This window comes from Demequina sp. (assembly GCF_047975725.1).
Classification (GTDB): Bacteria; Actinomycetota; Actinomycetes; order Actinomycetales; family Demequinaceae; genus Demequina.
On record NZ_JBKEED010000030.1, the window covers coordinates 158,918 to 182,506 of the forward strand.

Annotated in this window: 13 protein-coding genes; 5 read left to right on the forward strand and 8 right to left on the reverse strand. The window is 68.5% G+C overall.

The window, feature by feature from the left end; translation table 11 throughout:
• The first annotated feature begins 145 nt into the window (after window positions 1–145).
• Window positions 146–1,108, forward strand: a complete 963-nt coding sequence (locus ACK5NO_RS11255; RefSeq protein WP_416812769.1) for an NAD(P)H-quinone oxidoreductase — start codon at window positions 146–148, stop codon at window positions 1,106–1,108.
• A gap of 91 nt (window positions 1,109–1,199) precedes the next feature.
• Here the strand turns inward: ACK5NO_RS11255 and ACK5NO_RS11260 are convergent, their stop codons facing one another.
• From ACK5NO_RS11260 to serS, 4 genes are all read right to left on the reverse strand, one after another.
• Entirely contained in the window at window positions 1,200–2,432 is a 1,233-nt protein-coding gene (locus tag ACK5NO_RS11260; RefSeq protein WP_416812770.1) for an AGE family epimerase/isomerase, read from the reverse strand.
• A 58-nt stretch (window positions 2,433–2,490) separates the two neighbouring features.
• Window positions 2,491–3,351 (reverse strand): HAD family hydrolase, encoded by an 861-nt coding sequence (locus tag ACK5NO_RS11265; RefSeq protein WP_416812771.1) that lies wholly within the window; start codon window positions 3,349–3,351, stop codon window positions 2,491–2,493.
• Between the two features lie 85 nt (window positions 3,352–3,436).
• On the reverse strand, window positions 3,437–4,327 hold the full coding sequence (locus tag ACK5NO_RS11270; protein WP_416812772.1) for an HAD family hydrolase: 891 nt from the start codon (window positions 4,325–4,327) through the stop codon (window positions 3,437–3,439).
• Window positions 4,328–4,353: 26 nt separating this feature from the next.
• Window positions 4,354–5,625: a serine--tRNA ligase gene (gene serS / locus ACK5NO_RS11275; RefSeq protein ID WP_416812773.1), complete on the reverse strand. Its 1,272-nt coding sequence runs from the start codon at window positions 5,623–5,625 to the stop codon at window positions 4,354–4,356.
• Between the two features lie 34 nt (window positions 5,626–5,659).
• Between serS and ACK5NO_RS11280 the strand changes: the two genes are divergently transcribed.
• A complete protein-coding gene (locus ACK5NO_RS11280; protein WP_416812774.1) occupies window positions 5,660–6,802 on the forward strand; it encodes a diacylglycerol/lipid kinase family protein in 1,143 nt (380 codons plus the stop codon).
• Window positions 6,803–6,970: 168 nt separating this feature from the next.
• Here ACK5NO_RS11280 and ACK5NO_RS11285 read toward each other — a convergent pair whose 3' ends face one another.
• From ACK5NO_RS11285 to ACK5NO_RS11295, 3 genes are all read right to left on the reverse strand, one after another.
• The gene (locus tag ACK5NO_RS11285; protein ID WP_416812775.1) at window positions 6,971–7,885 is read right to left on the reverse strand and encodes an endonuclease domain-containing protein; all 915 of its coding nucleotides are present in this window, start codon (window positions 7,883–7,885) and stop codon (window positions 6,971–6,973) included.
• A 195-nt stretch (window positions 7,886–8,080) separates the two neighbouring features.
• Complete coding sequence (gene pheA / locus ACK5NO_RS11290) at window positions 8,081–9,034, reverse strand: prephenate dehydratase (RefSeq protein WP_416812776.1); 954 nt, start codon at window positions 9,032–9,034, stop codon at window positions 8,081–8,083.
• Complete coding sequence (locus tag ACK5NO_RS11295; protein WP_416812777.1) at window positions 9,031–9,948, reverse strand: glycosyltransferase family 2 protein; 918 nt, start codon at window positions 9,946–9,948, stop codon at window positions 9,031–9,033. The genes pheA and ACK5NO_RS11295 overlap by 4 nt, the downstream gene beginning before the upstream one ends.
• Before the next feature lie 130 nt (window positions 9,949–10,078).
• Between ACK5NO_RS11295 and pgm the strand changes: the two genes are divergently transcribed.
• Window positions 10,079–11,758 (forward strand): phosphoglucomutase (alpha-D-glucose-1,6-bisphosphate-dependent), encoded by a 1,680-nt coding sequence (pgm, locus tag ACK5NO_RS11300; RefSeq protein WP_416812778.1) that lies wholly within the window; start codon window positions 10,079–10,081, stop codon window positions 11,756–11,758.
• Window positions 11,759–11,815: 57 nt separating this feature from the next.
• On the opposite strand, the gene ACK5NO_RS11305 is transcribed toward pgm, so the two are convergent.
• A complete protein-coding gene (locus ACK5NO_RS11305; RefSeq protein WP_416812779.1) occupies window positions 11,816–20,554 on the reverse strand; it encodes a DUF5979 domain-containing protein in 8,739 nt (2,912 codons plus the stop codon).
• Window positions 20,555–20,754: 200 nt separating this feature from the next.
• Here ACK5NO_RS11305 and ACK5NO_RS11310 point away from each other — a divergent pair, with 200 nt between their 5' ends.
• Complete coding sequence (locus ACK5NO_RS11310; protein WP_416812780.1) at window positions 20,755–22,416, forward strand: DUF389 domain-containing protein; 1,662 nt, start codon at window positions 20,755–20,757, stop codon at window positions 22,414–22,416.
• A 63-nt stretch (window positions 22,417–22,479) separates the two neighbouring features.
• Window positions 22,480–23,586, forward strand: a complete 1,107-nt coding sequence (locus ACK5NO_RS11315; RefSeq protein ID WP_416812781.1) for a winged helix DNA-binding domain-containing protein — start codon at window positions 22,480–22,482, stop codon at window positions 23,584–23,586.
• The last annotated feature ends 3 nt before the right edge of the window (window positions 23,587–23,589 follow it).

The window sequence follows — 23,589 nt, forward strand, 5'->3', positions numbered from 1 at the left end:
CCCGGACACTCGCCGGACCGCCCCTGTGCATCTGGACCCCAGCGATATCGGCACCTTCGCCAACAAACTGAAATCCCGAGGGCTCCTGCAGGGTGAGACGCTATACCGTTGCGGCTATGACGCGAAATATCGGGGCCTCGATGTGATGATCTCCACTTTGCCCCGTTTCGGTGGCGCCGATGTTCTGACCTCAGCCGACGTCCCTGAACCCATCGCCGCTGCGCACGAGGTGGTGATCCACGTCCACGCCGCCGGGGTCAATCGCGCGGACATCTTGCAGCGCGAGGGTCACTACCCGCCGCCAGCGGGAGCACCCGCATGGCCCGGGCTTGAGGTCTCCGGGACGGTCGTCTCCGTGGGAGGCGGCGTCACCCAGTGGGCGGTGGGCGACGCCGTGTGCGCGCTGTTGGCCGGCGGCGGATACGCGCAGCGGGTCTGCGTGCACGAGGATCTTGTCCTTCCCATGCCCGTCGGGCTCTCCCACGAGGGCGCAGGTGGGCTGGTCGAGGCAGCGTGCACCGTGTGGTCCACCTTTGATGCGGCCGATGCTCGGGCCGGGCAGACCCTTCTTGTCGAGGGGGGCTCGGGTGGGGTGGGGCACATTGCCGTCCAGTTGGGCATCGCGATGGGGATGAGGGTGCTCACCACGGCCCGTGGACCCCAGCGAGTGCAGCGGTGCGAAGAGTGGGGTGCCACCGGGATCGACTACGCACGTGAGGACGTCATGGCGCGCGTGCGGGCCGAAGGCGGCGCCGACGTGATCCTCGACGTCCTGGGGGCCGGAGCACTCGACGACCACCTGCGCATGCTGCGTACCGGAGGCACGCTCGCGGTCATCGGGCTGCAGAAGGGTGTGCGCGGCGAACTGGACCTTGGTCGTCTGCTCGCGCTGCGTGCCCGCATTGTCGGCACCACGCTCAGGTCACGGCCCCACGAGGACAAGGCGCGCATCGTCCGGGGCGTTCGCGACCACGTCTGGCCGCTCGTGCCCGAGCGGGTGCGCCCTGTCGTGCACGCGACCTACCCGCTCGAGCGGGCGGGGGACGCGCATCGGGCCCTCGAGTCGGGCAAGGTGTTCGGCAAGGTGGTGCTGATCCCACCCCCCTAACCCGTCAAATGGATCCATTTGGCTCGTGAAGGGCGTGACTGAGGCGTCGTTCCCCGTCAAATGGATCCATTTGGCCCGTGAAGGGCGCGGCTTAAGCCAGGTTGCCGGCCGCGAGCGATGCCGCGAGCGCAGGCGAGACCGGCAAGCGCGGAATGAGTGTCGCCTGGACCGCGTGGTAGATGTCCGCCTTGCCCTCCCACACGGTGCGCGACACCGCGTTGTCGGTCCCCAGTTCGTGCCACCACGACCCGCCCTCGCGGTCGAGCAGGTACTCGCCGACGTAGTCCCACCAGCGGCCGTAGTCCTCTGCGTACACAGGCAGCTTGGTGGAAGCCCACAGCGCGGCGGCGGCGCCGATAGCCTCGGCGGCCACCCAGTGCATGCGCTCGCGCACCACGGGTTTGCCGTCCCAGTCGACGGTGTAGACAAAGCCCACCTCGCCGTCGACGTTCCAGCCTTCGCGGATGGCGGCCGCGTACAACTCCTTGGCGTCCTCAAGCATCCAGTCGGGGCGCGCCAGCCCGGACTTTTGCAGCGACGATGCCAACTGAGTGGTCAGCCGCGCCCATTCGAGCAGGTGCCCGATGGTGGCGCCGTAGGGACGGAACGGGTGCGCAGGCTGGTCCTCGTTGTACTCCAGCAGCGGCTCCCAGTCGGCGGTGAAGTGCTCGGGCAGACGCCACTGGTTGTCCCTCGCGAAGCCGTGCACCACGCGCTGCGCGATGCGCAGGCCACGCTGTAGCAACTCCTTGTCTCCCGTGACGTCGGAGGCCGCCATGTACGCCTCAAGCGTGTGCATGTTGGCATTGACGCCGCGGTAGTCCTCGACCTCGCTCCAATCACGAGCAAAGGCCTCTCGGCTCATGCCCACCTCGTCGTCCCAGAACCGCTCGGCGTGCACCTCGAGTGCCTCGTCGAGCAGGTCGCGGGCACCGGGACGCCCGGCCGCCGCGGCCGAGGACGCCGCGAGAATGACAAAGGCGTGGCCGTAGGCCTCCTTGGCGTCGTTGGTCACGGCATCGCCATCGACGGCGGCGAACCAGCCGCCGTTGTCGTGGTCACGCAGGCGGCCGCGCAACGCGTCGAGGCCGTGGTCGGCCAGCGAGCCGGCGCCAGGCCTGCCCATCATGGCCGCGAGCGCATAACAGTGCGTCATGCGACACGTGATCCACAGTTCGACGGGGTGAGACTCGTCGCGTGCACCTTGCTCGTCGAGCCAGCCAAATCCTCCTCGAGGGTCGCGGCTCGCGCGCCCAAACTCGAGCAGGCGATCGGTCTCAGACTCGAGCCAACGGTGGTGGGCAGCGGTGGTCATCCACGTCATGACCCGAGCGTAGTAGGGCCGATGCACCCCGCGCCAAGCCGGCTCGGCGCGCCTGGCGCTACAGGACCGCCAGCCGGTCGGGGTCGATCAGCCGCTCCAGCAGCCCCAGCACCCCGTCGTCTTGGACGGAACCCAGCACCTCGTCAGCAACGGCATGCACGTGCGCGGGCGCGTTACCCATCGCGGCTGACTGGCCCGCCCACTCGAGCATCGCGAGGTCGTTATTGCCATCGCCCACAGCAACCGTGTGCGCCGGGTAGACGCCCAGCCGGCGCCTGAGCGCCTCAAGGGCCGATGCTTTGGTCACGTTGGGAGGGGTCAGGTCCAGCCACGCCGAATAGCCCACCGCATAGGTGACGTCGTTGAGGCCGATGCGCTTGACGAGCTCATCAAAGTGGCCCACCTCTACCCCGGGAGCGCGAATCACCACGCGCGTGGCCTCGCCCTGCGCGAGGTCGTCAAAGTTGTCAACCACGAGCTGGCGCCCCTGGAGTTCGCCCATGGGAAACTCGCGGCTCACGCGAAAACCGACGCCCAGATCCTCCACCGCGAAGAACGCATCGGGCATCTCCTGGCGAATGAGTTCGAGCGCTGCGGTGGGGTCGAACGTCACCGTCTCGACAATGTCGTAGCCGCCAGGGCTCGCCGGGTTGAGCCGCACGGTGACCGCGCCGTTGGAGCACACCGCGTAACCGCGCCGAATCCCCAGGCGCTCCGCGACCGGCATGGTGCCGATGATGTTGCGTCCGGTGGCAAGGATCACGTGGTTGCGGCACATGCGCACCTGCTCGATGGCCTGCACGACCTTGTCGGAGATGTCGCCACCCCAGTGCATCAAGGTGCCGTCGATATCGAGCCCGAGCAATCGCCACGAGTCGTTGTCCAGGGGAGGGTGCATCTGCTCGGGGACCATGCTCATGTCCACGATGCTACGACGAGGCCCGGCCGCTGCACGCATGGGTATCCAGCGCGCGCCCACCGGGTGCAGGCCGGCGACACGGGTATCAACGGGGGGCTGGGGTGGGCGTGAAGGTGGGCGTGAAGGTGGGCGTGGGGGCCAGCGCCTCCACGACGGCGTCGAGCACCGCGACCACCCCATCGTCGGCGAGCGTGCCCGTGACGTGGGTCGCCTCGTCCCGCACCGCCCGCGACGCCTGGCCCATCGCCACCGAGTGGGCCGCCCACGCGAACATCGGCAGATCGTTGGCGGCGTCGCCCACCGCGACGGTGTTGGCCCGGGGCACTCCGTAGCGCAGGCGCAACTCTTCGAGGCCAGAGGCCTTGGTGACGCCCGGGGGTGACACATCCACCCATCCCGAGCCCAGGTCCGTGAAGGGATGGCAGCTCAGCCCCAGGTGCTCGATGACCTCGTGCAGTTCGCGCCCTCGGGCGCTCGTCGAACTGACCATCAGCGCAGTCGTCGCAGCGGCGTCCTCATCGGTCATCCCGGCGATCATGCGGCCAAAAACCGTGCCATGGGGGTGCGCGACGCCCACCGCGTGGCCCGTGTCCGCGTGTTCGACGCTGTAGCTGATGTCAGGAAAACGCGCGAGGAGCGCGGCCAGCGCTGGGCGCGCGTCGAAGGTCCGCCGCGCGGTCACCTCGAAGTCGCTCGCGTCCGACGAGGTGTGAACCGTGACCGCGCCCTGAGAGCACAGCATGTCCAGATCGCCCCAGCCCTGCTGGCGCGCCATCGACAGCGCGGAGTCGGTCTGACGCCCGGTCGCGAACACCACGTGCACCCCCGCGGCACGCACCCGTTCGATCGCTTCCTGCACGGGTGGCGCGACGACGCCGAGCGTGCGGACCCCGTCGACCGTCTCCTGGTACGAGCACGTGTCGTCGATGTCGAGCGCGAGCAGGACGGGCGCGCTCGGGTCAAGGCTCAACCGCATGATGCGCTCGCCTCCGACCCCAAGGCTTAGGCGACCGGCTCGAGTCGATCCACGCCGCCAAGGTAGGGGCGCAGAATCTCAGGGACGTACACCGAGCCGTCGGCCTGCTGGTGGTTCTCGAGCAGCGCGACAATCCACCTGGTGGTGCCGATGGTGCCGTTGACGGTCGCGACCGGCGTGGTGCCGTGCTCGCCACGCTCACGAATCGACAGGCGACGCGCCTGGTAAGTGGTGCAGTTGGAGGTCGAGGTGACCTCCATCCAGCGCTCCTGGCTCGGCAGCCACGCCTCGCAGTCGAACTTACGCGCCGCGCTCGAGCCCAAGTCACCCGCCGCGGTGTCGATCACCCGGTACGGCAGCTCGAGGGCCTGGAGCATGCGCTCCTCGGTGGCGAGGAACCGCTCGTGCTCTGCCGCCGCATCGGCCGCCGTGACGTAACTGAACATCTCCACCTTGTGGAACTGGTGCACGCGGATGATGCCGCGCGTGTCGCGACCAGCCGAGCCGGCCTCGCGGCGGTAGCACGCGCTCCAGCCGGCGTAGCGCAGCGGTCCGCCGGACAGGTCGAGGATCTCGTCGGTGTGGTAGCCAGCGAGCGCCACCTCAGAGGTGCCCGTCAGGTACAGGTCGTCGCGCTCGAGGTAATAGATCTCCTCGGCGTGCTTGCCCAAGAACCCGGTGCCCGCCATGGTCTCGGGGCGCACCAGGGTGGGGGTGATCATGGGGCTAAAGCCCGCCTCTTGCGCGACGCCCATCGCCGCGTTCAGGATCGCCAGCTCGAGCCGCGCGCCCATGCCCGTGAGGAAGTAGAACCGCGCGCCGGAGACCTTAGCCCCACGCTCCATGTCGATCGCGCGCAGGCCCTCGGCGATCGCGAGGTGGTCGCGCACCTCGACACCCTCCGCCGCAAAGTCGCGCGGCGAGCCTTCGTGACGCAGCACCGTGAAGTCGTCCTCGCCGCCGCTGGGCACGCCAGGCTCAGGAATGTTGCCCACCGAACGAGCGAGCTCGACAGCGGTAGCCGCTGCCGCATCGGCGCTGGCCTGGGCCTGCTTGACCTGAGCGGCAAGCTCCTTGGTGCGCGCCAGCAGCGCCTGCTTGGCCTCGCCCTGGGCCTGAGCGACCTCCTTGCCCAGCGCCTTTTGCTCAGCGCGCTTGGTCTCGAAGTCCGCGAGCGCGGCACGGTGCTGGGCGTCGGCCTCGAGCACCTGATCGACCACCGACGGGTCGTCGCCTCGGGAACGCTGGCTGTCTCTGACCAGGTCGGGTTGGGTGCGCAGCAGCTTGAGGTCGATCATGCGGGCGAGTCTAGTCGCGGGTTAGGCTCGAACCATGGTCGCCATCATCCTCGGGTCGATCGCCCTGGTGTTGGCGGTCTTCGCCCTCGCCATCGCGATCTCCGTGGCACGGCGCGTGGGGGCTCGTGATCCGTTCGCCCTGCCCGAGCTGTGGCGCAAGGCGCTCCGCGTGGGACCCGGGTCGTCGACCGTCACCGGGCCCGCGAGCCTCGATCACCCCGCCCGACAGCGCATCGCATTCGTCGCCAATCCCACCAAGGACGGCATTCCCGAGTTGCGCGAGCGCGCCTTGCGGGCGTGCGCCATTCGCTACCTGCCCGAACCCATGTGGTTCACCACCACCGAGGACGACCCCGGCACCGGACAGGCCAGGCAGGCCATCGCGCATGGGGCCGATGTGGTGGTCGCCGTGGGCGGCGACGGCACCGTCCGTGCGGTCGCCGAGGCTCTCGCGGGCAGCGGCGTCGCCATGGGGATCCTGCCCATGGGCACGGGCAACCTGCTCGCTCGCAACCTTGATCTGCCCCTGGCCGATCCAGCTGCGCTCATGCGCGCCGTGCTCGAAGGGGCAGACCGTCCGGTCGACGTGGGCTACCTCGACGTCGAGCGGGCCATCCCCACCCACGGTGACGACGGTCGGCACCTGTTCCTGGTGATGGCGGGCGCGGGGATCGATGCCGAGATGGTCGCGGGGGCCAATCCCGCGCTCAAGAAGCGTCTGGGCTGGCTCGCCTACTTCTTTGCCGCACTCGAGCACCTGGGCGACAAGCGCATGCGGGCCACCGTCACGATCGACGACGGCGAGTCGGTCACCAACGAGATGCGCACGGTGTTGCTGGCCAACGCTGGGCGCCTGCCCGGCGGGCTGCAGTTGATCCCTGACGCCTCCATCTCGGACGGCGCTCTCGATGTGGCGACCTTGGACGCTCGCGCGGGCATCGTCGGCTGGACCGACCTGTTCGGCACGGTCATCGCCCAGGGCGCTGGCATCAAGCAACTTGAGGTGCTGCAGGCCTGGCGGGCGTCGCGGATCGATCACGCACGCGGCCGCGACATTCACATCACCTTCGCCTCGCCGGAGCGTGTGCAGGTCGATGGCGAGGAACTCGGCCGTGCGATCCGTATGAGGGCCACGGTGGAGCACCAGGCGCTCAAGGTGCGCGTCCCCTCGGCCTAAAACCCACCGACCCGCCGACCCACCCCTTCCCCTTCCCCTTCCCCGTCAAATGGATCCATTTTCTCGGGCTGGCAGCGTGTGACCACCGGTCAAATGGATCCATTTTCATCGGGAATGGGGGCGTCGAGGGACGGCGGGCACCGAGGAACGGCGGGCACCGAGGGGCGACTAGGTGCGCTCCTTGAGCGCCGTGCGAAGCACCTCGCGGCACCACTCCGGCCTCCGGGTGACGTCTTCCCACGTGAACCTGAACGTGACGTAGCCCGCGGATGCGAGCAACTCGTCACGGGCGGCGTCGCGCACGCGCGCCTCGTCGTTCCCGTGGAACTGCTCGCCGTCAAACTCCACTGCGATCCGCGCCTCACGATGGACCATGTCGGGATGCAACACCAGCCTGCCGACGTCCACGGGCGCCTGCCGCTGCCAAGTCGACCACTCAGGCCCGCCGAACACGTCCTCGGCGGCGATGGCCTCAAGAGCGCTGTGCACACCGCGGCCAAACAGATCCACGGTGGCGACAAACGCAGCCCGGCTCGCGACTCTGGTGGCGGCATCGAGCCGCTCAAGCAAGCGCTGCGGTTCCACCACCCTGTCCCGCAGCACATCGAGCAGTAGTCCGCGCCGCTGCCCGGGGGCGGCCTTGCGCCACGCATGGACGGTCGCGTCCTCTGCCGTGACCACCGGGATGCCCGCAATCTCCGTGCCCGCCACCGCATCGGCCGTCCGGAAGGTGTCAACGTACGGCGGCCGCGCCAGCCGGACCTCTCGCGCGAGCACCACGTCGATCCGCTCGGGAACCGCCATCCTCCATCCGTGCAGGTGTAGCGCCGCACGGCCCGTGATGCGGCCATGGGGTGCCATCCAGTTGGCGACCGCGCGCAGGCGACACTCGAGGTCCTCGGCATGCTCCCGATGTGCGTACTGACCAGGGGCGATGCGCGCTACGAGCCCCAGCCGAGTCGCTTCGGACAGGCTCCTGCGACTCCATCGCTCCTCCAGCGCGGCCCGGTTCCATGGCACGGGCGCGGAGCGCATCGCCGCTGTCATGGCGTTCAGCGTGGGGACGGGGCGTGATGTCGGCATGGTGAACGGTAGGCAGATGGCCGATGCGCCTGCTGGGTGGCGGCGGAGATCTGTGGATGAGCGCGCCTTGCCCTGGGCTGGGGGCGCGTCAGGACGCGCCTGCCGCCCCCTTCACGAGCCAAATGGATCCATTTGACGGGGCTGGGGGTGCCGCCAACCGAGCAAATGGATCCATTTGACGGGGAGGGAGGGAGGTCAGGCGGAGTGGTGGCCGTTACGCAGGTGCGCCACCCACGCCCGCGCATCGGCGAACGCCTGGTCTGTCATGTGGCCCTGAACATCGGCACTAGCGGCGCCCGCGGCGGGGTACGAACCCTGAAAGACCACCAGGGGACAGGTGCGATACAGGCCCATGAGCGCATCGGCGATTCTCTCCTCGGCGATGTGGCCCAGCGCGTCAATCGAGAACGAGTACTCGCCGGGGTGGTCCCACCGCGGACGCGACTCGATGCGCGACAAGTTCACGCCGCGCGCGGCGAACTGCTCAAGCATCTCCAGCAACGCACCGGAGCGGTCGGTCGGCAGGTGCACGGTCAGCGTGGTCTTATCGCTTCCGGTGGGCGCGGGAACTTCCCCAGGCCGGCCGATGCGCACGAACCTGGTCGCCGCGTGGGGGTTGTCGGCCACGTGCTCAAGCACCTTGTGCAAGCCCAGCCGCTCGGCGGTGCCGGGCGGCGCGAGCGCGGCGTCCACGGGGATCCCACCGACCGGTTCGCTAGCGGCGACCGCAAGCGCCCCCGCCGCATTGGACGAGGCAGGAACGAAGACCGCCTGGGGGACGGTCGCGTGCGCCCAACGACGCACCTGGGCCCATGCGTGCGAGTGGGCCGTGATCCGCTCGATGGCATCGAGGCTGATCGGCTCGCGCGCGACCAGTTCGAACTCGACCGGCAGCACCACTTCGCCCTGAATGACCAGCGGCGCACCCTCCGCGAGCGAGTCGAGCGTCGCGGTCACCCCACCCTCAACGGTGTTCTCGATCGCGACCGCCGCGTGGTCGGCCTCGCCGGCGCGCACGGCACTCAAGGCGGCGGGAACGTCCACGACCGCAATCGCCTCGATCTCGGAGCCAACCGTCATCGCGAGCAGCGCCGCCTCGGTGAACGTGCCCGACGGACCCAAGTAGACGTAACGGGGTCGTGCGGTCACTGATCCTCCTCCGCGCCCTCGACCTCGGTGGTCGGACGCTGCGAACGTCGCAGTCGCTGGCCCACGGCGTCGCGTGCATCACCAAAACCGGTACGCACGCGGCGCGCGCTGATCGCCATCATCACGTCACGGTACTGGGCGGCACGCTTGGCCGCAGAGCGAGACGCCGCCCCGGCTGTCCGGTGGCGGATGTCGCACTCAACCTCGGTGACCGTCAGCCCCGCGTGGAGAACGTCGAGCGTCATGGCGACGTCCATCCCTGCGCCACGGGCGAGCGGCACTGCAGCCTCGAAAGCCTCGCGGGTGATGCAGCGGATGGGCCCCAACGGGTCGTGCGGCACCCACCCGGAGGCGCGCTCGATGGCGCTGCGTGCGGCCTTGCCGGACGTGCCCAGGTGGGCATCTTCCGTCCTGGTGACCGCGATGGCGAGGTCCGCGACCTGCTCGATGACGGCGGGCACCAGCGGCGCCGCCCCGACCGCATGGTGGCCAATCCCCCCTGGAAGCAGGAGCAGTGCGCGGGGCGTGCCGCCCGGCTCGTCACGCATAGCGATCACTGCGGCGCCCGTTTCCATCGACGCGCTGCGGCCACGATGGTGCGAGTTGCGAATCACCACGGCGCCGGCCTTGCGAGCAAGCTCCTGGGTGTTGTCTGCCGATGCGTCGTCGACCACGAGCACCAGGTCCACCCCGGGAATCGACCGTGCAGCCCGCACCGTCGCGGCGATCCGGCGGGCCTGGTTGTGCGCCACGATCAACACAGCGGCCGCGTGAAGATCCTCGGCGTTGGCGACCGCGCGTCGTCGTGCCTGCGCGGCGAGCGAGTCGAAGGTGGAAGCGCGCGCGAGCGCGCCCTGCGTGCTCGTGGGCTCCGCAGGCTCCGGGGTTGCGCTTGCGTCGCGCTTGGCTGCCACGGGTCCCAGCCTAGCCCTCCTCCCGGGTGTTTTTCCCTGGATTTTGCGCAATAGTGACGGATTCCTGACCAGGGCGCAGGCGCATCGGCCCGATGGACGCACAGGCACCCCAGGTGCGAGAGTGGGGACCATGCACGAACGCGCCGGAACAGTTGCCCTCCCCGAAGACCTCATCGATGTGGACGCCCTCATGGGGGCGTATTACGACCGCGTGCCCGACCCCGCCGATCCCGAGCAGCAGGTGGTGTTCGGTACCTCCGGGCACCGCGGCAGCTCGCTCGACAACGCCTTCAACGAGGCGCACATTGTCGCGACCACCGCAGCGATCGTGGAATACCGCCGCAGCCAGGGCATCGACGGTCCGCTCTTTCTTGGAGCCGACACCCACGCCCTTTCCGCGGCAGCCACCGACACCGCGCTCGAGGTGCTCTCGGCGGCCGGAGTGCGGGTTCGTATCGACGCACGCGACTCGTGGACGCCCACGCCCGCGGTATCGCTCGCGATCCTCGTGGAGAACGGAGCCGTGTCGCCGTCCGGCCTGCGCACGAGCGGTGCGGGGCTGGCCGACGGCATTGTCGTCACCCCTTCGCACAACCCCCCGCGCGACGGCGGCTTCAAGTACAACCCGCCTCACGGCGGCCCTGCGGATACCGACGCCACGGGGTGGATCGCGGCCCGCGCCAACGAGATCCTCAAGGGCGGCGGCTGGAAGCAGGTTCCCCGCAAGCAGACGGCGGCGGCCCGCAGCGCAGAGACCACCGAGCGCTTTGACTTCCTCAAGCTCTACCTCGAGCACCTGCCCAGCGTGATCGACCTCGACGCCATCAGGGAGGCAGGCGTGCGCCTTGGCGCTGACCCGCTGGGCGGCGCGGCGGTCGACTACTGGGGCGCGATTGGCGAAGAGCACCGCCTGAACCTCACCGTCGTCAACCCCACCGTCGACCCCACGTGGCGCTTCATGACGCTCGACTGGGACGGCAAGATCCGCATGGACTGCTCCTCCCCGTCGGCGATGGCGAGCCTGCGCACCCTCATGGAAGGCGCCGACGCCCCGTACGACATCGCGACCGGCAACGACGCGGACTCCGACCGCCACGGCATCGTCACCCGCGACGGTGGCCTCATGAACCCCAACCACTACCTCGCGACCGCGATTTCGTACCTGTACGGCGGGGCGCGGCCACAGTGGAGGGCCGATGCGCGCATTGGCAAGACGCTCGTGTCCTCCTCCCTGATTGACCGAGTGGGCGCCAAGATCGGTCGCCGGGTCGAGGAGGTGCCGGTGGGCTTCAAGTGGTTCGTCCCCGGCCTGCTCGACGGCTCGACCGGCTTTGGAGGCGAGGAGTCCGCTGGCGCATCGTTCCTGCGCAAGGACGGCCGGGTGTGGACCACCGACAAGGACGGGATCATCCTGGCCCTGCTGGCCTCCGAGATCACCGCCGTCACCGGCAAGACCCCCTCGCAGATTCACCGTGGCCTCACGGACGAGCTCGGCGAGTCCTGGTACGCGCGTGTCGATGCGGCCGCCACCAAGGCCGAGAAGGACACGCTCAAGAAGCTGTCGCCCTCGCAGGTGCGCGCAACCGAACTTGCCGGCCAAGAGATCACGGCCAAGCTGACCGAAGCCCCCGGAAACGGCGCCGCCATCGGCGGGCTCAAGGTCACGACGGCCGATGCGTGGTTCGCCGCGCGTCCGTCCGGCACCGAGGACGTCTACAAGATCTACGCGGAGTCTTTCGTGTCAGAGGCTCACCTCGCCGAGGTGCAGGCCGCTGCGAAGGACGTGGTGTCGGAGGCCCTCGCGGGCTAACCGCCCGCCCGACCGAACCTGGGGGGTGGGCCCTCAAGGAGGGCCCACCCGCATCGGTCAGTCTTTGCGCCTGACGATCAGCAGCACCACGCCGCCGATGAGCAGCACGCCCGCGGCGATGACGATCCACCACGAGTCGAAGCCCGTCATCGGCAGGTCGTCGTCCCAGACGTTGACCGCCGTGACGGTCACCGTCGCACCGGCCGCGATGGTCACCACTGCCTCCGTGGCAGAAGCGCCCGCGGGCGTCAGCGTCGTGCGGTCGGCGCCGCCCGTGACCGTCTCGGTCACCACGCACTCCGAACCAGCGACGATCCCGTCGATGGTCGCCGTGAGCGGCTGACTTCCGCCGAGCACGACCTCGCCGGACCACGTGGACACTGCCGCACGTCCCGGGCGCTCAAGGGTGCACTCGACCGTGAACGTGAACGGACCCGCGTCCGCAGGTGCGTCCGCGCCGTCAATGCGCTTGGTGATCTCGAGCGCACCAGGTGCGAACACGTTGTGCACCTGGGCGAACGAGGTGGTCTCACCATCGGCATCGGGGGTCAGCACGACCGTGCCGACCGAGCCGTCCGTGCTCGTGGGGCCGCCGTCGGCGGTCGTGACGATCACCTCGGTGGACGTGGCTCCCCCGTTGGCCAGCTCGGTGACGGTGCACTCCGACGTCGCGGGCAGGCCCGTGAAGACCGCGGTCTCGCCGTCGTCGAGTAGCGCGAGCATGGGCCGCAGGCGGCCGTAGCCGTCGGCGTACACGACTTGCTCGTGCACCGTGCCTTCGCCGTACACGCACTGGACCCTCACGGCGAAGGGACCGAGATCAGGCACGTTGCCCTCCGCGTCGGCGATCTCGTCGCCCACCGTCTTGGTGACCGCGAGGGAGGCGAGCTGCTCGAAGTGGTTGGCGGCCGTCACGGTGACGGGGTCGTCGCCCTCGGCGCCGATGGTGACGACGCTCAGCGGCAAGCCCGGCGTTCCGGGGGTGAACTCGACGTAGTCGGCGTCGCCCATGTCGGTCTCCGTCACCGTGCAGATCGAGCCGGTCGGGATGCCGTCGATCGTTTGCTCCCACGGCTGGTCGCCTCCGAGGATGACGTCGCCGTCCCACACCACGGCACTCTGCGCGACCGTCGGTCCCGGCAGCACGCACTGCATGTGCAGGGCAAACGGACCGGTGCCGAGCTCCTCCGCACCGTCGCCGGTCAGTTCCTTGGCCAGGGTGACCGCGCCGACCTCCCAGTCGTTGATGATCTCGATCTCGGCGGCGAGCGCGCCGTCCTCGGCGCCCGGCACGGTGAAGGTGGCCTCGTCGCCTGGCACGGTCGTGTCACCGTCCGCGGTGTGGATGACGATGGTCGTGTCGTCCGCGCCCGCCGCGTCGGTCTCGGTCACGGTGCACACCGAGTTGCTCAGCAGGCCGTCAAAGACGACCTCCTCGCCCGCCTCGATGACCGCCTCCATCGGGTTGTCAGCGTCGTAGCCGTCCGCGTAGACGATCTGCTCGTACGCCGTGCCCTCGCCGTACACACACGCGAGCGTCACGGTGAACGGCCCCAGCTCAGGCGCCTCGCCGTCCTGGTTCACCACGTCCTCATCGATCACCTTGGTGATCGCGACGGGAACCCGCTGCTCGACGATGTTGGTGAAGCTCACCTCGACCGTGGTGCCCGCCTCGCTGACGGGAACCTCGACGTACGGGTTGCCCTCGTCGTCGAGCGTCAAGGGGTCGACCGCGGCGCCGTCGACTTCGATGGTCCAGCCGTCGGCATCCAGGTCGTCGGTTTCCGTGATGGTGCACTCGGAGCCCACGATGATGCCGTCGATGGTGACCTCCCACGGCTCATCGCCGCCCAGGATCACGTCGCCGTCCCACGTGGGGATGGTCTCGCCAGAGGCCGGATCGTCGAACGTGCACAGCACGTGGACCGTGAACGGTCCCGTGACGTCCGCGGCTGCGGCCCCGTCCACGATCTTGCCGAGTGTGAGCGAGCCGACGTCCCAGTCGTTGATGACCTCGATGTCCGCGGCCACCTCGCCCTCGTCGAGAGGGGGCACGGTGAAGGTGGCCTCGTCGCCGGGGACCGACACGTCGCCGTCCGCGGTGTGAATGACGATGGTCGTGTCATCAGCGCCAGCGGCTTCGGTCTCGGTCACGGTGCACTCGGAGCCGGCGATCAGGCCGTCGAAGACGACCGTCTGGCCCGCCTCCAGGATGGCTTCCATGGGGCTGTCAGCGTCGTAGCCGTCCGCGTAGACGACCTGCTCGTACGCAGTGCCCTCGCCGTAGACGCACGCGAGCGCGACGGTGAACGGCCCCACGCCAGGTGCCTCGCCATCCTGGTTCGCGACGTCCTCGTCAATCTCCTTCGTGATCGACACCGGCACACGCTGCTCGAAGATGTCGGTCACCTCGACATCGGTGACGGCGAGCGCATCGTCGATGGTGATTTCCACGAACGGGTTGCCGTCCTCGTCGAGCGCCACCGGTTCCACGGGGGTCCCATCGACAGAAATCGCCCAGCCGTCGGCGTCGAGGTCGTCGGTCTCCGTGATGGTGCACGTCGAGCCCAGCGGCACACCGCTGACAACCGTGGACAGCGGGTTGTCACCTCCGAGCACCACGTCGTCCTCGAACGTCACGATGTCCGCGAGGGGAAGCGGCCGCGGCAACACGCACAGCACATGGAACTCGAACGGGCCGGTGACCTCGTCAGCGGCGGAACCGTCGATGATCTTGTCCAACGCGAACGAGCCCAGGTCAAACGCGTTGACGATGTCCGCAGTGTTGGTGGTGCCCTCGGGAGCCGGGGCACCTTGTGGGTCATCGGGCGTGACCACGACGGTGACCGTCGTGCCCGTCACGATGCCGGAGTCGATCGCGGTGGCCCAGTCGATGGTCGTCGAGTCGACCGCACCGGCCACGATCAGCTCGGTGATGGTGCACTCCGCGCCGGCAGGTAGGCCCGTGATCTGGAACTCCTCGCCGTGACGCAGGAGGGCGAACATCGCCTGGCCCGGGTCATACCCGTCGCCGACGACCGTCTCTCCCAAGAACTCACACGCGACGAAGACGAGGAACGGTCCTGCGTCCTCGGGGTCTGCGGTGCCGCCGTCCTCAGAACCAATGACAGTCTTGCTCACCAGCAGCGAGGCCTCGTCGTAGATGTTGGTGAGGGTCGCCACTGCCAGCGGATCGTCCTCGCGCCCCACGACGGCACTCTCGGAGTCCACCGAGGTCTGACCGTTATCACCCTCCTCGAGCGCACACTCGGCACCGTAGGGAAGGTCCTCGATCGTCACCTGCTCGCCTGGCACCAGCTCGAGCGTCTCGCGATACGCCTCAACGGCCTCGCCATCGACGTCAACAGTGCAGACCAGTTCCACGGTCAAGGGGCTCGGCGCGAAGTCCTGAGCCAGGCCGTCAATCTCCTTGAGCACCGCGAGCGGCCCGGTGGCGAGCGCGACTCCCACCTTGTTGCCCTCGGTTGGCAGGATCCGGTCTCCGTCTTCTGTCTGGGCGCCAGCGGCCACGGTGTTCCACGTGATGGTGTCGGCGCCTGCGGTCTCCGACACGACCGGGGTGCGGGTCTTGATGTCGATCGTGACCGTGTCGCCCGGCTTGAGTGGGAACAGGTCGCGGAAGTCGAAGACGTACTTGATGCCCGTGACCTCGGAATAGTCGCCATCGAAGTCCTCGATGGGTGTCCACGCGCTTGCCGGGCAGTCGAACAGGCCCAGCCTGATGTCGTCGTCACACGGCTCCGCGTCGGTGGTGCCGTACACGGTCAGCGCACCCAGCAGCGGGTCCTGGACGTCGAAGGTGGGGTCGAGCAACTCGGGGTGCCACTCGGAATCCCGATCGAACTGCTCCAGGACGGTCTTGTCTCCCACGTCAGGGAGCCGGTCGATCACGGTGAGCGTCGTCAGGTCCACGTTGCCGGTGTTGGTGAGCACCAAACGCCAGGTCTCGGTGGTGCCAGGCGCCGAGATCGGGATACACGGCGCACCGTAGAACCCGTCCTCGTCGGCCACGCAGTCGGCGCCCTCGACGGCACTCGTGGTGCCCAGGCTCGGGTCGTCGGCCTTCACACGCTTGACGGCGCTGATCGCGCCGCCTGCAGCGAGGGTGACCTCCGTGGAGTCGGAGCACTCCGCCACGGCCGGGTCGCTGAGTTCGCCATTGCACGAGTCGAACGGCCGGTCGCCCACCACGGTCGCGGTGTTCGGAATGATCGTGTCCGCCTCAAGGGCGGTCCGTGTGACCATGTCAATCGTGATCGTGTAACTCTGGCCCACGCCCAGCACGTAGCCGTCGGGGAAGGAGAACTCGATGGTCGGAGGGTCGGCGTCGAGGCTCTCCGCGATGGTGACGCCGGCCGGATCCTCGGGCAAGGGTGTTCCCACGCTGGGATCAGGATCCGTGCCCGTCAGCGCGAAGGAGTACGGGCTCTCCCCGGTCTCTGCCGCACTCGGGTCAATCAGCAGCAGCGAGCCCTCGCCGTCTGCCGGCAGGGTGTCGGTGAAGACCGGGTTGAAGATCGGCGTATCGCCCGTGTTCGTGAAGGTGAGGGTGTAAGGGATCACCGCACCGGGACTGACGGTGCCTTCGGGGCCCTTGTCGACCTCGACGGCGGTGTAAGAGTGCTCGTAGATGACCTCCGCATCGTCCGGCACAGCCTCTTCCACCAGTGGGTCTCCGCCCTCGGCATCGAGGAACGAGGTGATCTCGCCTTCGACGGTGTTCCAGGTGTGGCCCGCCTCGGTCTCGCCCGGCGACGGCAGGTTGTCGGCCAGGTCAATGTCGGTGGGCGGGGCACCGCCGGAGAGCATCTCCGCACGACGCTTGATGACGATGGGGATCTGCTGCACCGGGTGGATGGGCCCCTCCCATTGGAGGCCACCCTCGCGGTTCATGATGAACTCGACGCCCTGAACGTCGGCGGGCGTGACGCCGGCCGGCAGCTCGGGGGTAGAGCCAACGGGGCCTATCTCGTAGGTTCCTCCGGTGACCGTGAGATCACCGCCGGGCTCTCCCGTGAAGGTGGCGTCCGTGCGCACGCGCATCTGAATCTGGTCGACCGGCGTCTCGAGAGCGAATGAGTCGTCGATCCGGACAAACTCGTAGACGTTCCAGAATGACTCGTCAAAGTCGGTCACGACCACCTCGACGGGGCGAGCACCCTCGGACGGCTGGGACTCGAGCACCATGAGGAACTCCGAGTTATCCGGCTCCACCTGGGTGTAGCTGTCCGACAGGTCACCCGAGAGGGGCCCAAACTCCTTCTGGACCCGCAGTCCGATGTCGAACGGCTCGAGGTCGGCCGTCGCGGTGTCGAGATCCGTGGGCGGGTCGAGCGGGTTCTCGGGGTCATCGCCCAGGTCGCGCCCGGCGTCGTCCACAGCCGCGAGCGCGGTGTTGAGGATGGACTCACCCGCGAACGTGTCGTCGATGGCGGTGTCGGTGCCGCGCACGGTGGTGCGCAGCTGAGTCTGGAACTCCACCGTGGCGGAGGCTCCCGGCTCGATTCGCCCGGTCCAGACAATCTCGAACGCTGCGACGTCGGGAAGGAAGGCCGCATCAGGGGTCCAACCCAGGGCCGTCGTCGTGTCGCTCGCCGTGGCCAGTTCGCCGCCATCGGCGTCGAACATCGTGATCTCGACTCCCGTGGCTCCGGCGGGCATCTCGAGAGTGGTGAAGCCCTCGAAGTCGAAGACATCGAACATCTCGTACCCGCCGACAGGCGTGGGGCTCGGGCCGTCGTACAGCTCAAGCTCGTCGACCGCCGCATTGAGCGAGGCGTTGGTCGCTTCGAGGGTCACCGGCGCGTGGGGGTACAGGTCGGGGTCGGTCCCCACGGGCGGGATGCCCACCTCGTTGTCCGTCCACGACTTCTCGACATCGGGGATGAGCGTGTCATCGATGATGAGGATGGGGTCGCTCGCGGTGTCAGTGATGGCGTCCCGGTCGGTGTAGTCCGCCTCGGCAGACACCTGGTTCCACACCAGGCCCTCATCCGCCGCGGCATCCGCACCGTACTCGCCGTCGTTGTAGATGTCGTGGCCCGTCACGGGAGCCGACGGGTCGGACCGCTTCCCGTCGCGCACCTCGAACACGAGCGAGATGGGTCGCTCGTTGCCAATGGACCGCGCCACGCCGGATCCCACCGGTGGCGCCTCGACATCGGTGGAGGTCGCACGATCGGGGCTCTCGACAAAAACGATCTGGACCGCAGTGGTGGACTCCTGCTCGGCGGCGGTCAGGTCGATCTGGGGCAGTTGCCCCGTGCAATCCGCAGTCACCGCACCGTCGAGGGGCCCGCACGGACTATCCGAGGCTTCCTCCCACGAGTCGCCGTCCCACAGCAGCACCGCATCGACCGCGTCGTAGGCGATGTAGGGGTCCGTGTCAGGAGTGATGGCCTCGATGCGCACCAGGTTGAAAGCGTCGTAAACGCTTTGGTCGACCGGATCCGGCGGGTCCATGTCGGTGATCGTGACGCTGTCAGCGTTGGAATACCCTCCGGTGGACCAGAAGATGTCCGCCGTTGCCCGGTCGCCGCTGCGTGCGAACACCTCGGGCGGGTCGCCGCCGCGCCAGTTCTTGTCGACCAGGTCGCCCACGCCGCCCGTGCCGGGCTCGTCGGGATCCAAGACATTGACGTCGTCGCACGCAGGCGCGGACGTCGAAGGGTCGGCCCCCGTCGTGTTGGTCGCGTCGGTCCCCGCACAGTTGTCGATCACGATCGGCAGCTCCACCCCGGAAGCGCCATCGAAGTTCATGACGAAATTGGGCTGCAGGTTGGTGCCCGGGGGGAAGCCCTCGTCCGAATGGAAGTGGAAGCGCAGGCCGCCGATTTCGTCGGGGGTGGGGTCACCCAGGGTCGTCAGGTCGAGCGAGTAAGTACCAGGACCGATGTCGGCCTCGAGCACTTCCCACGAACCGCTCGCGCTGTCGTAATACTCGATGGTGAGTGTCGCCCCGTCGGGCACGACGACGTTGGTGATCCGGTCCGGGTTGAATGCGTCCCAGAACTCGTCATCGGCAGGGTCAACCGGGTCTTGAATGACGATGTCGTTCGCGCCCGCAGACGAGTAGGGCGGCGTGGTGTCGCCGGGGGAGTCAGGGAGGCCGGCGATCCCGCCGTCGAGTTCGACGACCACCCACTCCCCGTCCTGTCCCAAGATGGTCGAGGGCACGATCGTCTTGCCAGCCAGCGCGTCGAGACGCTCGCCGTAGACGTACAAGGTGTCGTCGTCGCTGTCGGAGTCGCTCGCGCCGCCAGGGGTGGTGCCGACGGTCGTGAACTCGTTGTTCAGTTCCGTCAGCCGAGCTTCGTCGTCAGGATCGGTACCGACGGTCACTTTCACCTCAGCCGAGGCGCCGGGGTCCATCAGGCCCTCAAAGTCCATCCGGAAGCGCGCCACCTCACAGGCCTCGCTCGGAAGCGGGGTCGGCTCGCCGTCGACCAGGGGGAATGACTCCGTGCCGCCACCCACGCAGTAGTAGGTGATCGTGCCGGACTCGGCACCGTCGGGCCACACGGCGGGCTCGGCAAAGCCCTCGAAACTCATCGAGTCGTCGAACCCTGGCGCGTTCGGCCCTGCGCCGGTCAGCGCGGGCTCGACGATGCTGAGCTCACCGACGGGTAGGTCACCGGCCACCGTTCCGGTGAGGGTCGCATCGGCCGTGTCGCCGTGCAGTACGGAGTCGGGATCGAAGTCCTTGTCCGCCGTCACCTCGGGAATGTTCGCCTCGATCACGTAGCTCGCGTCGCCGGAGCTGTCGTCGGTCTCGCCGTCACGCTCGACGGTGGACCCGACGGTGTTGTCGACCGTGAGATTGCTCGCAAGTTCGCCGAGTTCACGCTGCACGGTGTCGATGGAGATGTCGACGCTCTCGCCGGGGAGGATCAACTCGTCGCCCGAGGTCGAGAACGTGATGCGAATGCCCCGGATGTCCTCGGGAGCGACGGAGCCCGGCAGGGTGGGCGTGCCCGACGCAGTGCCGGAGACCCAGCCGCTGGGCCCATACACGTCGATCTGCACCTGGTCAGCATTGGCGGGGAAGTCACCGATGGTGAGGTCCTCGAACGCGAGGTAATCGAAGGGGTTGGGCGAGGCCGTGGGGTCGACGGGCTCGGTGATGGTCCACTCGTCGAGGCCGGCCTCAGAGGTGTTCTGCGCGGCGATGTCGATGGTGGTCGCCGTGCCGGCCTCCGCGATGTCCATCGCGGGCGTAAACGACTTGGATACGTCGCTGTCGATCACGAGGGGGACATCGGGCCTCACGATCGCGCCATCGGAGTCGCTCTCGGTGTCGGGGTTGTCCGCGTCAAAGGTCGCGGTGTTGCGAATGATGTCGCCGTCGTCCTCGTAGGTGAGGTTGTCAGCGATGACAGGGATGGTGATGGTCGCGGTGGTACCGCCCACCATTCCGGAGCCGCCTTCGCCTTCAGAGAATGGCGTATTGAAGAGGATTTCCGCGAGGCCGCCTCCCTCTTCCCCCGTGACCACGGTGGTGTTGCCAGCGCTGACAACCTCGGGAGGTCCGTTGAGGCTGAATTGAGGCGGCAACGTGTCCGACACGAGCGCGTTGACACAGCCACCGACCTCGGCAGCAGTGGTATATACGCAACTCACCTGGATGGTGTAGGTAAAGGTGTCACCAGGGGCGATGCTGGTTTGAGACACGCTTTTGGTGATGCTCAGGCCAGCGGGCCCAGGGTCGGCCGATGCGCTGGTGGCCACCAGCCCCACCGTCGTCACCGCGATCGCCGCGCTCGCTACCCACGCCACGGCTCTACGCCACGGGCTGGTCCCCATCCCGACCTCCATGTGTGCTGGCAGACGCCGTCCTCCCAGGCACCCGCGCCCCTCCACGGTAACGGACCTATTGGCAAAAAAGGTGAGGAAAAGACCACTCACTCCAAAATGTGACCACGCCGCCGCGCGCGCCCGTGAGCCTTACGATGTTGCCCAGCAACAGAGGGACACGAATGACTGCCGACAGGCCCACCATCCCCGACTCCGTGCGGGCACGAGCGCGCGAGCGCGCCGTCGCCCTGGCCAACCCGGCCTCGCTCAAGGGCCTGGTGGCAGCGGCGGGCGGCGCACTCGTCCTGCTCATGCCTGACCTCGCCACCACTGCCGTCAGCTTCGTGCTCGTGATCACGGTCGCCATGAGCGGCCTGCTCGACCTTGTTTTTGCGTTGCGAGGACGGGCCCGCGAGGCAGGACGCCGCAGCAGGACGTGGGCCTTTGCGCGGGGAATCGTGGCCCTCGCGTTTGCGGCGTTCTTGACGCTCGTGGCGCTGTTCCTGCCGGATGGCGCTCAGCTCGGCCTGGACCTGGTGGTCCAGTTGGTCGGCCTTTACGTGGTAATTCGCGGTGCCTTGGTAGTGGTGCGCGCGCTAGCCGACAGGAGCACCGGGCACCGAGGGCTGCGGCTCACGGGAGGCGTCACGGCCATCGCCGTGGGCGTCGTGGCCAACATCACTCCCGGCACCGTGACAGGTGCGATCATCTCGGGGGCGGCGATCGCGTCACTGCTCTTTGGGCTCCTGCTCGTGACGTGGGGCCATCGGCGCGTCGAAGGCGACCTGCCCGTCGAGGTGGACCCGTGGAACTCGTCGCTCGTGGACGTGGTGTGGGACTGGATCAAGGGCTCGGACATTGGCAATGAGCGCAGGCGCGACCTCGCAGAGTCCTTGTACTTCGAGTCCCCCCAGCGCCTCTCCAAGCGCTCGGCGTGGTGGGTCATGCTGGTGTTGTCCGTCGCGATCGCGACGTTCGCGGTGCTGGCCGACTCGACCGCGGTGGTCATTGGCGCGATGCTCGTTGCCCCTCTCATGGTGCCGATCCTTGGCTTTGCGGGCGCGATCGTGAACGGGTGGCGGCGCCGGGCCCTGGATAGCGCTGTCATGGTGGCGCTGGGCGTGGTGGCGTCGATTGCCCTGTCCTATGGGCTCAGCGGCTGGGCGCCCGTCGCTCTCGCGTTCGACACCAACTCACAGATCGTCTCCCGCATCAATCCCACCGTGCTCGACATGTTGATCGCCGTGGCCGCTGGAGCCGCGGGCGCCTTCGCCACCGTCGACAAGCGGGTGTCGTCCTCCATCGCGGGCGTCGCGATCGCGGTCGCCCTGGTGCCGCCGTTGTCGGTCGTCGGCGTGTGCCTGCAGTCCGGACGCGTGGGCGACGCCGCGGGCGCGTTCCTGTTGTTCCTCACCAACTTCGTGGCGATCGTGCTGTCTGCGGCCGTGGTGTTCGTGCTCACGGGATTCGTCCCCCCTGCCGTGCTGCGATCGCGGGCCTCGGGCATCCTCACCACCGTCATTCCCTTTGTCGCCCTCGCCGCCGTGATCCTTGTGCCGTTGATGTTTGCCTCGGAGGGCCTGCTCACCACGGCACACGCCCAAACGCAGGCGCAGTCGGTCGTGGACGACTGGCTGGGCGAGGACTCCACGATGGTCGTCGAGAGCCTGGACGTGAGCGCCGATGCGGTCACCGTCGCCCTCATCGGTACGGGTGCGGCCCCGTCGGCCGAGGATCTCCAGGACCTTTTCGATGAGGCGCTCGGCCGGTCCATCGATGTGACGGTGCGGGTCACCCCGGTGCGGGTCACGACCGTGGAGGCCGTGCCGACGCCGGGCGCGTGACCTCCGCACCCTGACACTCCCGCCGCCGCACCCGTGTCGGAGTGCCCCGCTACCGTGGGGCGCATGGCAGTCCTCGACGAGGCCCAGATCCGCGCCCTGCGCATGCGCGCGCTCCTCCTCACAGGCGAGCACCCCCACCGCAGCGTGGGCGAGGTCGTCACGTGGATGGGCGCCATGCAAGCCCAGGACTATGCGAGCGGCGCATGGTCGCTGGGCATCCGCCTCCCCGGTTCCACGCTCGCAAGCATCGAGTCCGCGCTCGAACACGGCGCGGCGCTACGGACGTGGCCCATGCGCGGGACCGTGCACCTGGTGCCCTCGCGCGATGCGCGCTGGATGCTCGATCTGATGTCCGCCAAGCCGCTCGCTGGTGCGGCCGCCAGGCGCGAGTACTTGGGGCTCAGCCTCGACCACCTCGAACGCGCCGCGGCAGCACTCGAGGTAGCCCTCCAGGGCGGGAAGCTGCTCACCCGGGCACAGTGCCTGGCCGTCATCGCCAATGCGGGGGTGGCCCTGCCTGGGCAAGCCAGCTATCACGCCCTGTGGTGGACATCTCAGATTGGCCTCACCTGCATCGGCCCGCAGCGCGGCAAGGAGCAGACCTTTGCGCTGCTGGACGAGTGGGCGCCCCATCCGGTGACGCTCTCGCGCGAGGAGGGGCTCACGGAGATCGCGACGCGCTACGTCCGCTCGCACGGGCCAGCGACCGTCAAGGACCTGTCGCGCTGGACCGGACTGGGCATCCGCGACTGCCGCGCGGGAATCGCGGGCGCAGGCGCCGCCTTGGTCGAGGTCGACACGGTCGCCGGTCCCATGGTCGTGGCGGCCGCCGCTCTCGACGCCGGCTTCCCGGCCGATGCGGGGGCCGCCCTGGCACCGCCAGGGTTCGACGAGTACATGCTCGGCTACGGCGACCGCTCGGCGCTCATCTCACCAGATCACTTCGACGCGGTGGTGCCGGGCGGCAATGGCGTGTTCCGCGCGACACTCGTGAAGGACGGCTCTGTGGTGGGCACGTGGAAGCGCACGCTGCGCACCCGCACGGTGGTGGTCGACGCGGAGCCCTTCGCCCGACTGAGCGCGCGCGACCGACGAGCCCTCGAAGGCGCGCTCGCGCACTACGGAGCGTTCCTCGAACGCGACGTCGAGGTGCGCTGGGCGAACGACTAGGCA

Coding starts and splice junctions, on each gene's coding strand:
- ACK5NO_RS11255 (WP_416812769.1), top strand. CDS start 146: ATGATCTCCACTTTGCCCCGTTTCGGTGGCGCCGATGTTCTGACCTCA.
- ACK5NO_RS11260 (WP_416812770.1), bottom strand. CDS start 2,432: ATGACGTGGATGACCACCGCTGCCCACCACCGTTGGCTCGAGTCTGAG.
- ACK5NO_RS11265 (WP_416812771.1), bottom strand. CDS start 3,351: ATGAGCATGGTCCCCGAGCAGATGCACCCTCCCCTGGACAACGACTCG.
- ACK5NO_RS11270 (WP_416812772.1), bottom strand. CDS start 4,327: ATGCGGTTGAGCCTTGACCCGAGCGCGCCCGTCCTGCTCGCGCTCGAC.
- serS (WP_416812773.1), bottom strand. CDS start 5,625: ATGATCGACCTCAAGCTGCTGCGCACCCAACCCGACCTGGTCAGAGAC.
- ACK5NO_RS11280 (WP_416812774.1), top strand. CDS start 5,660: ATGGTCGCCATCATCCTCGGGTCGATCGCCCTGGTGTTGGCGGTCTTC.
- ACK5NO_RS11285 (WP_416812775.1), bottom strand. CDS start 7,885: ATGCCGACATCACGCCCCGTCCCCACGCTGAACGCCATGACAGCGGCG.
- pgm (WP_416812778.1), top strand. CDS start 10,079: ATGCACGAACGCGCCGGAACAGTTGCCCTCCCCGAAGACCTCATCGAT.
- ACK5NO_RS11310 (WP_416812780.1), top strand. CDS start 20,755: ATGACTGCCGACAGGCCCACCATCCCCGACTCCGTGCGGGCACGAGCG.
- ACK5NO_RS11315 (WP_416812781.1), top strand. CDS start 22,480: ATGGCAGTCCTCGACGAGGCCCAGATCCGCGCCCTGCGCATGCGCGCG.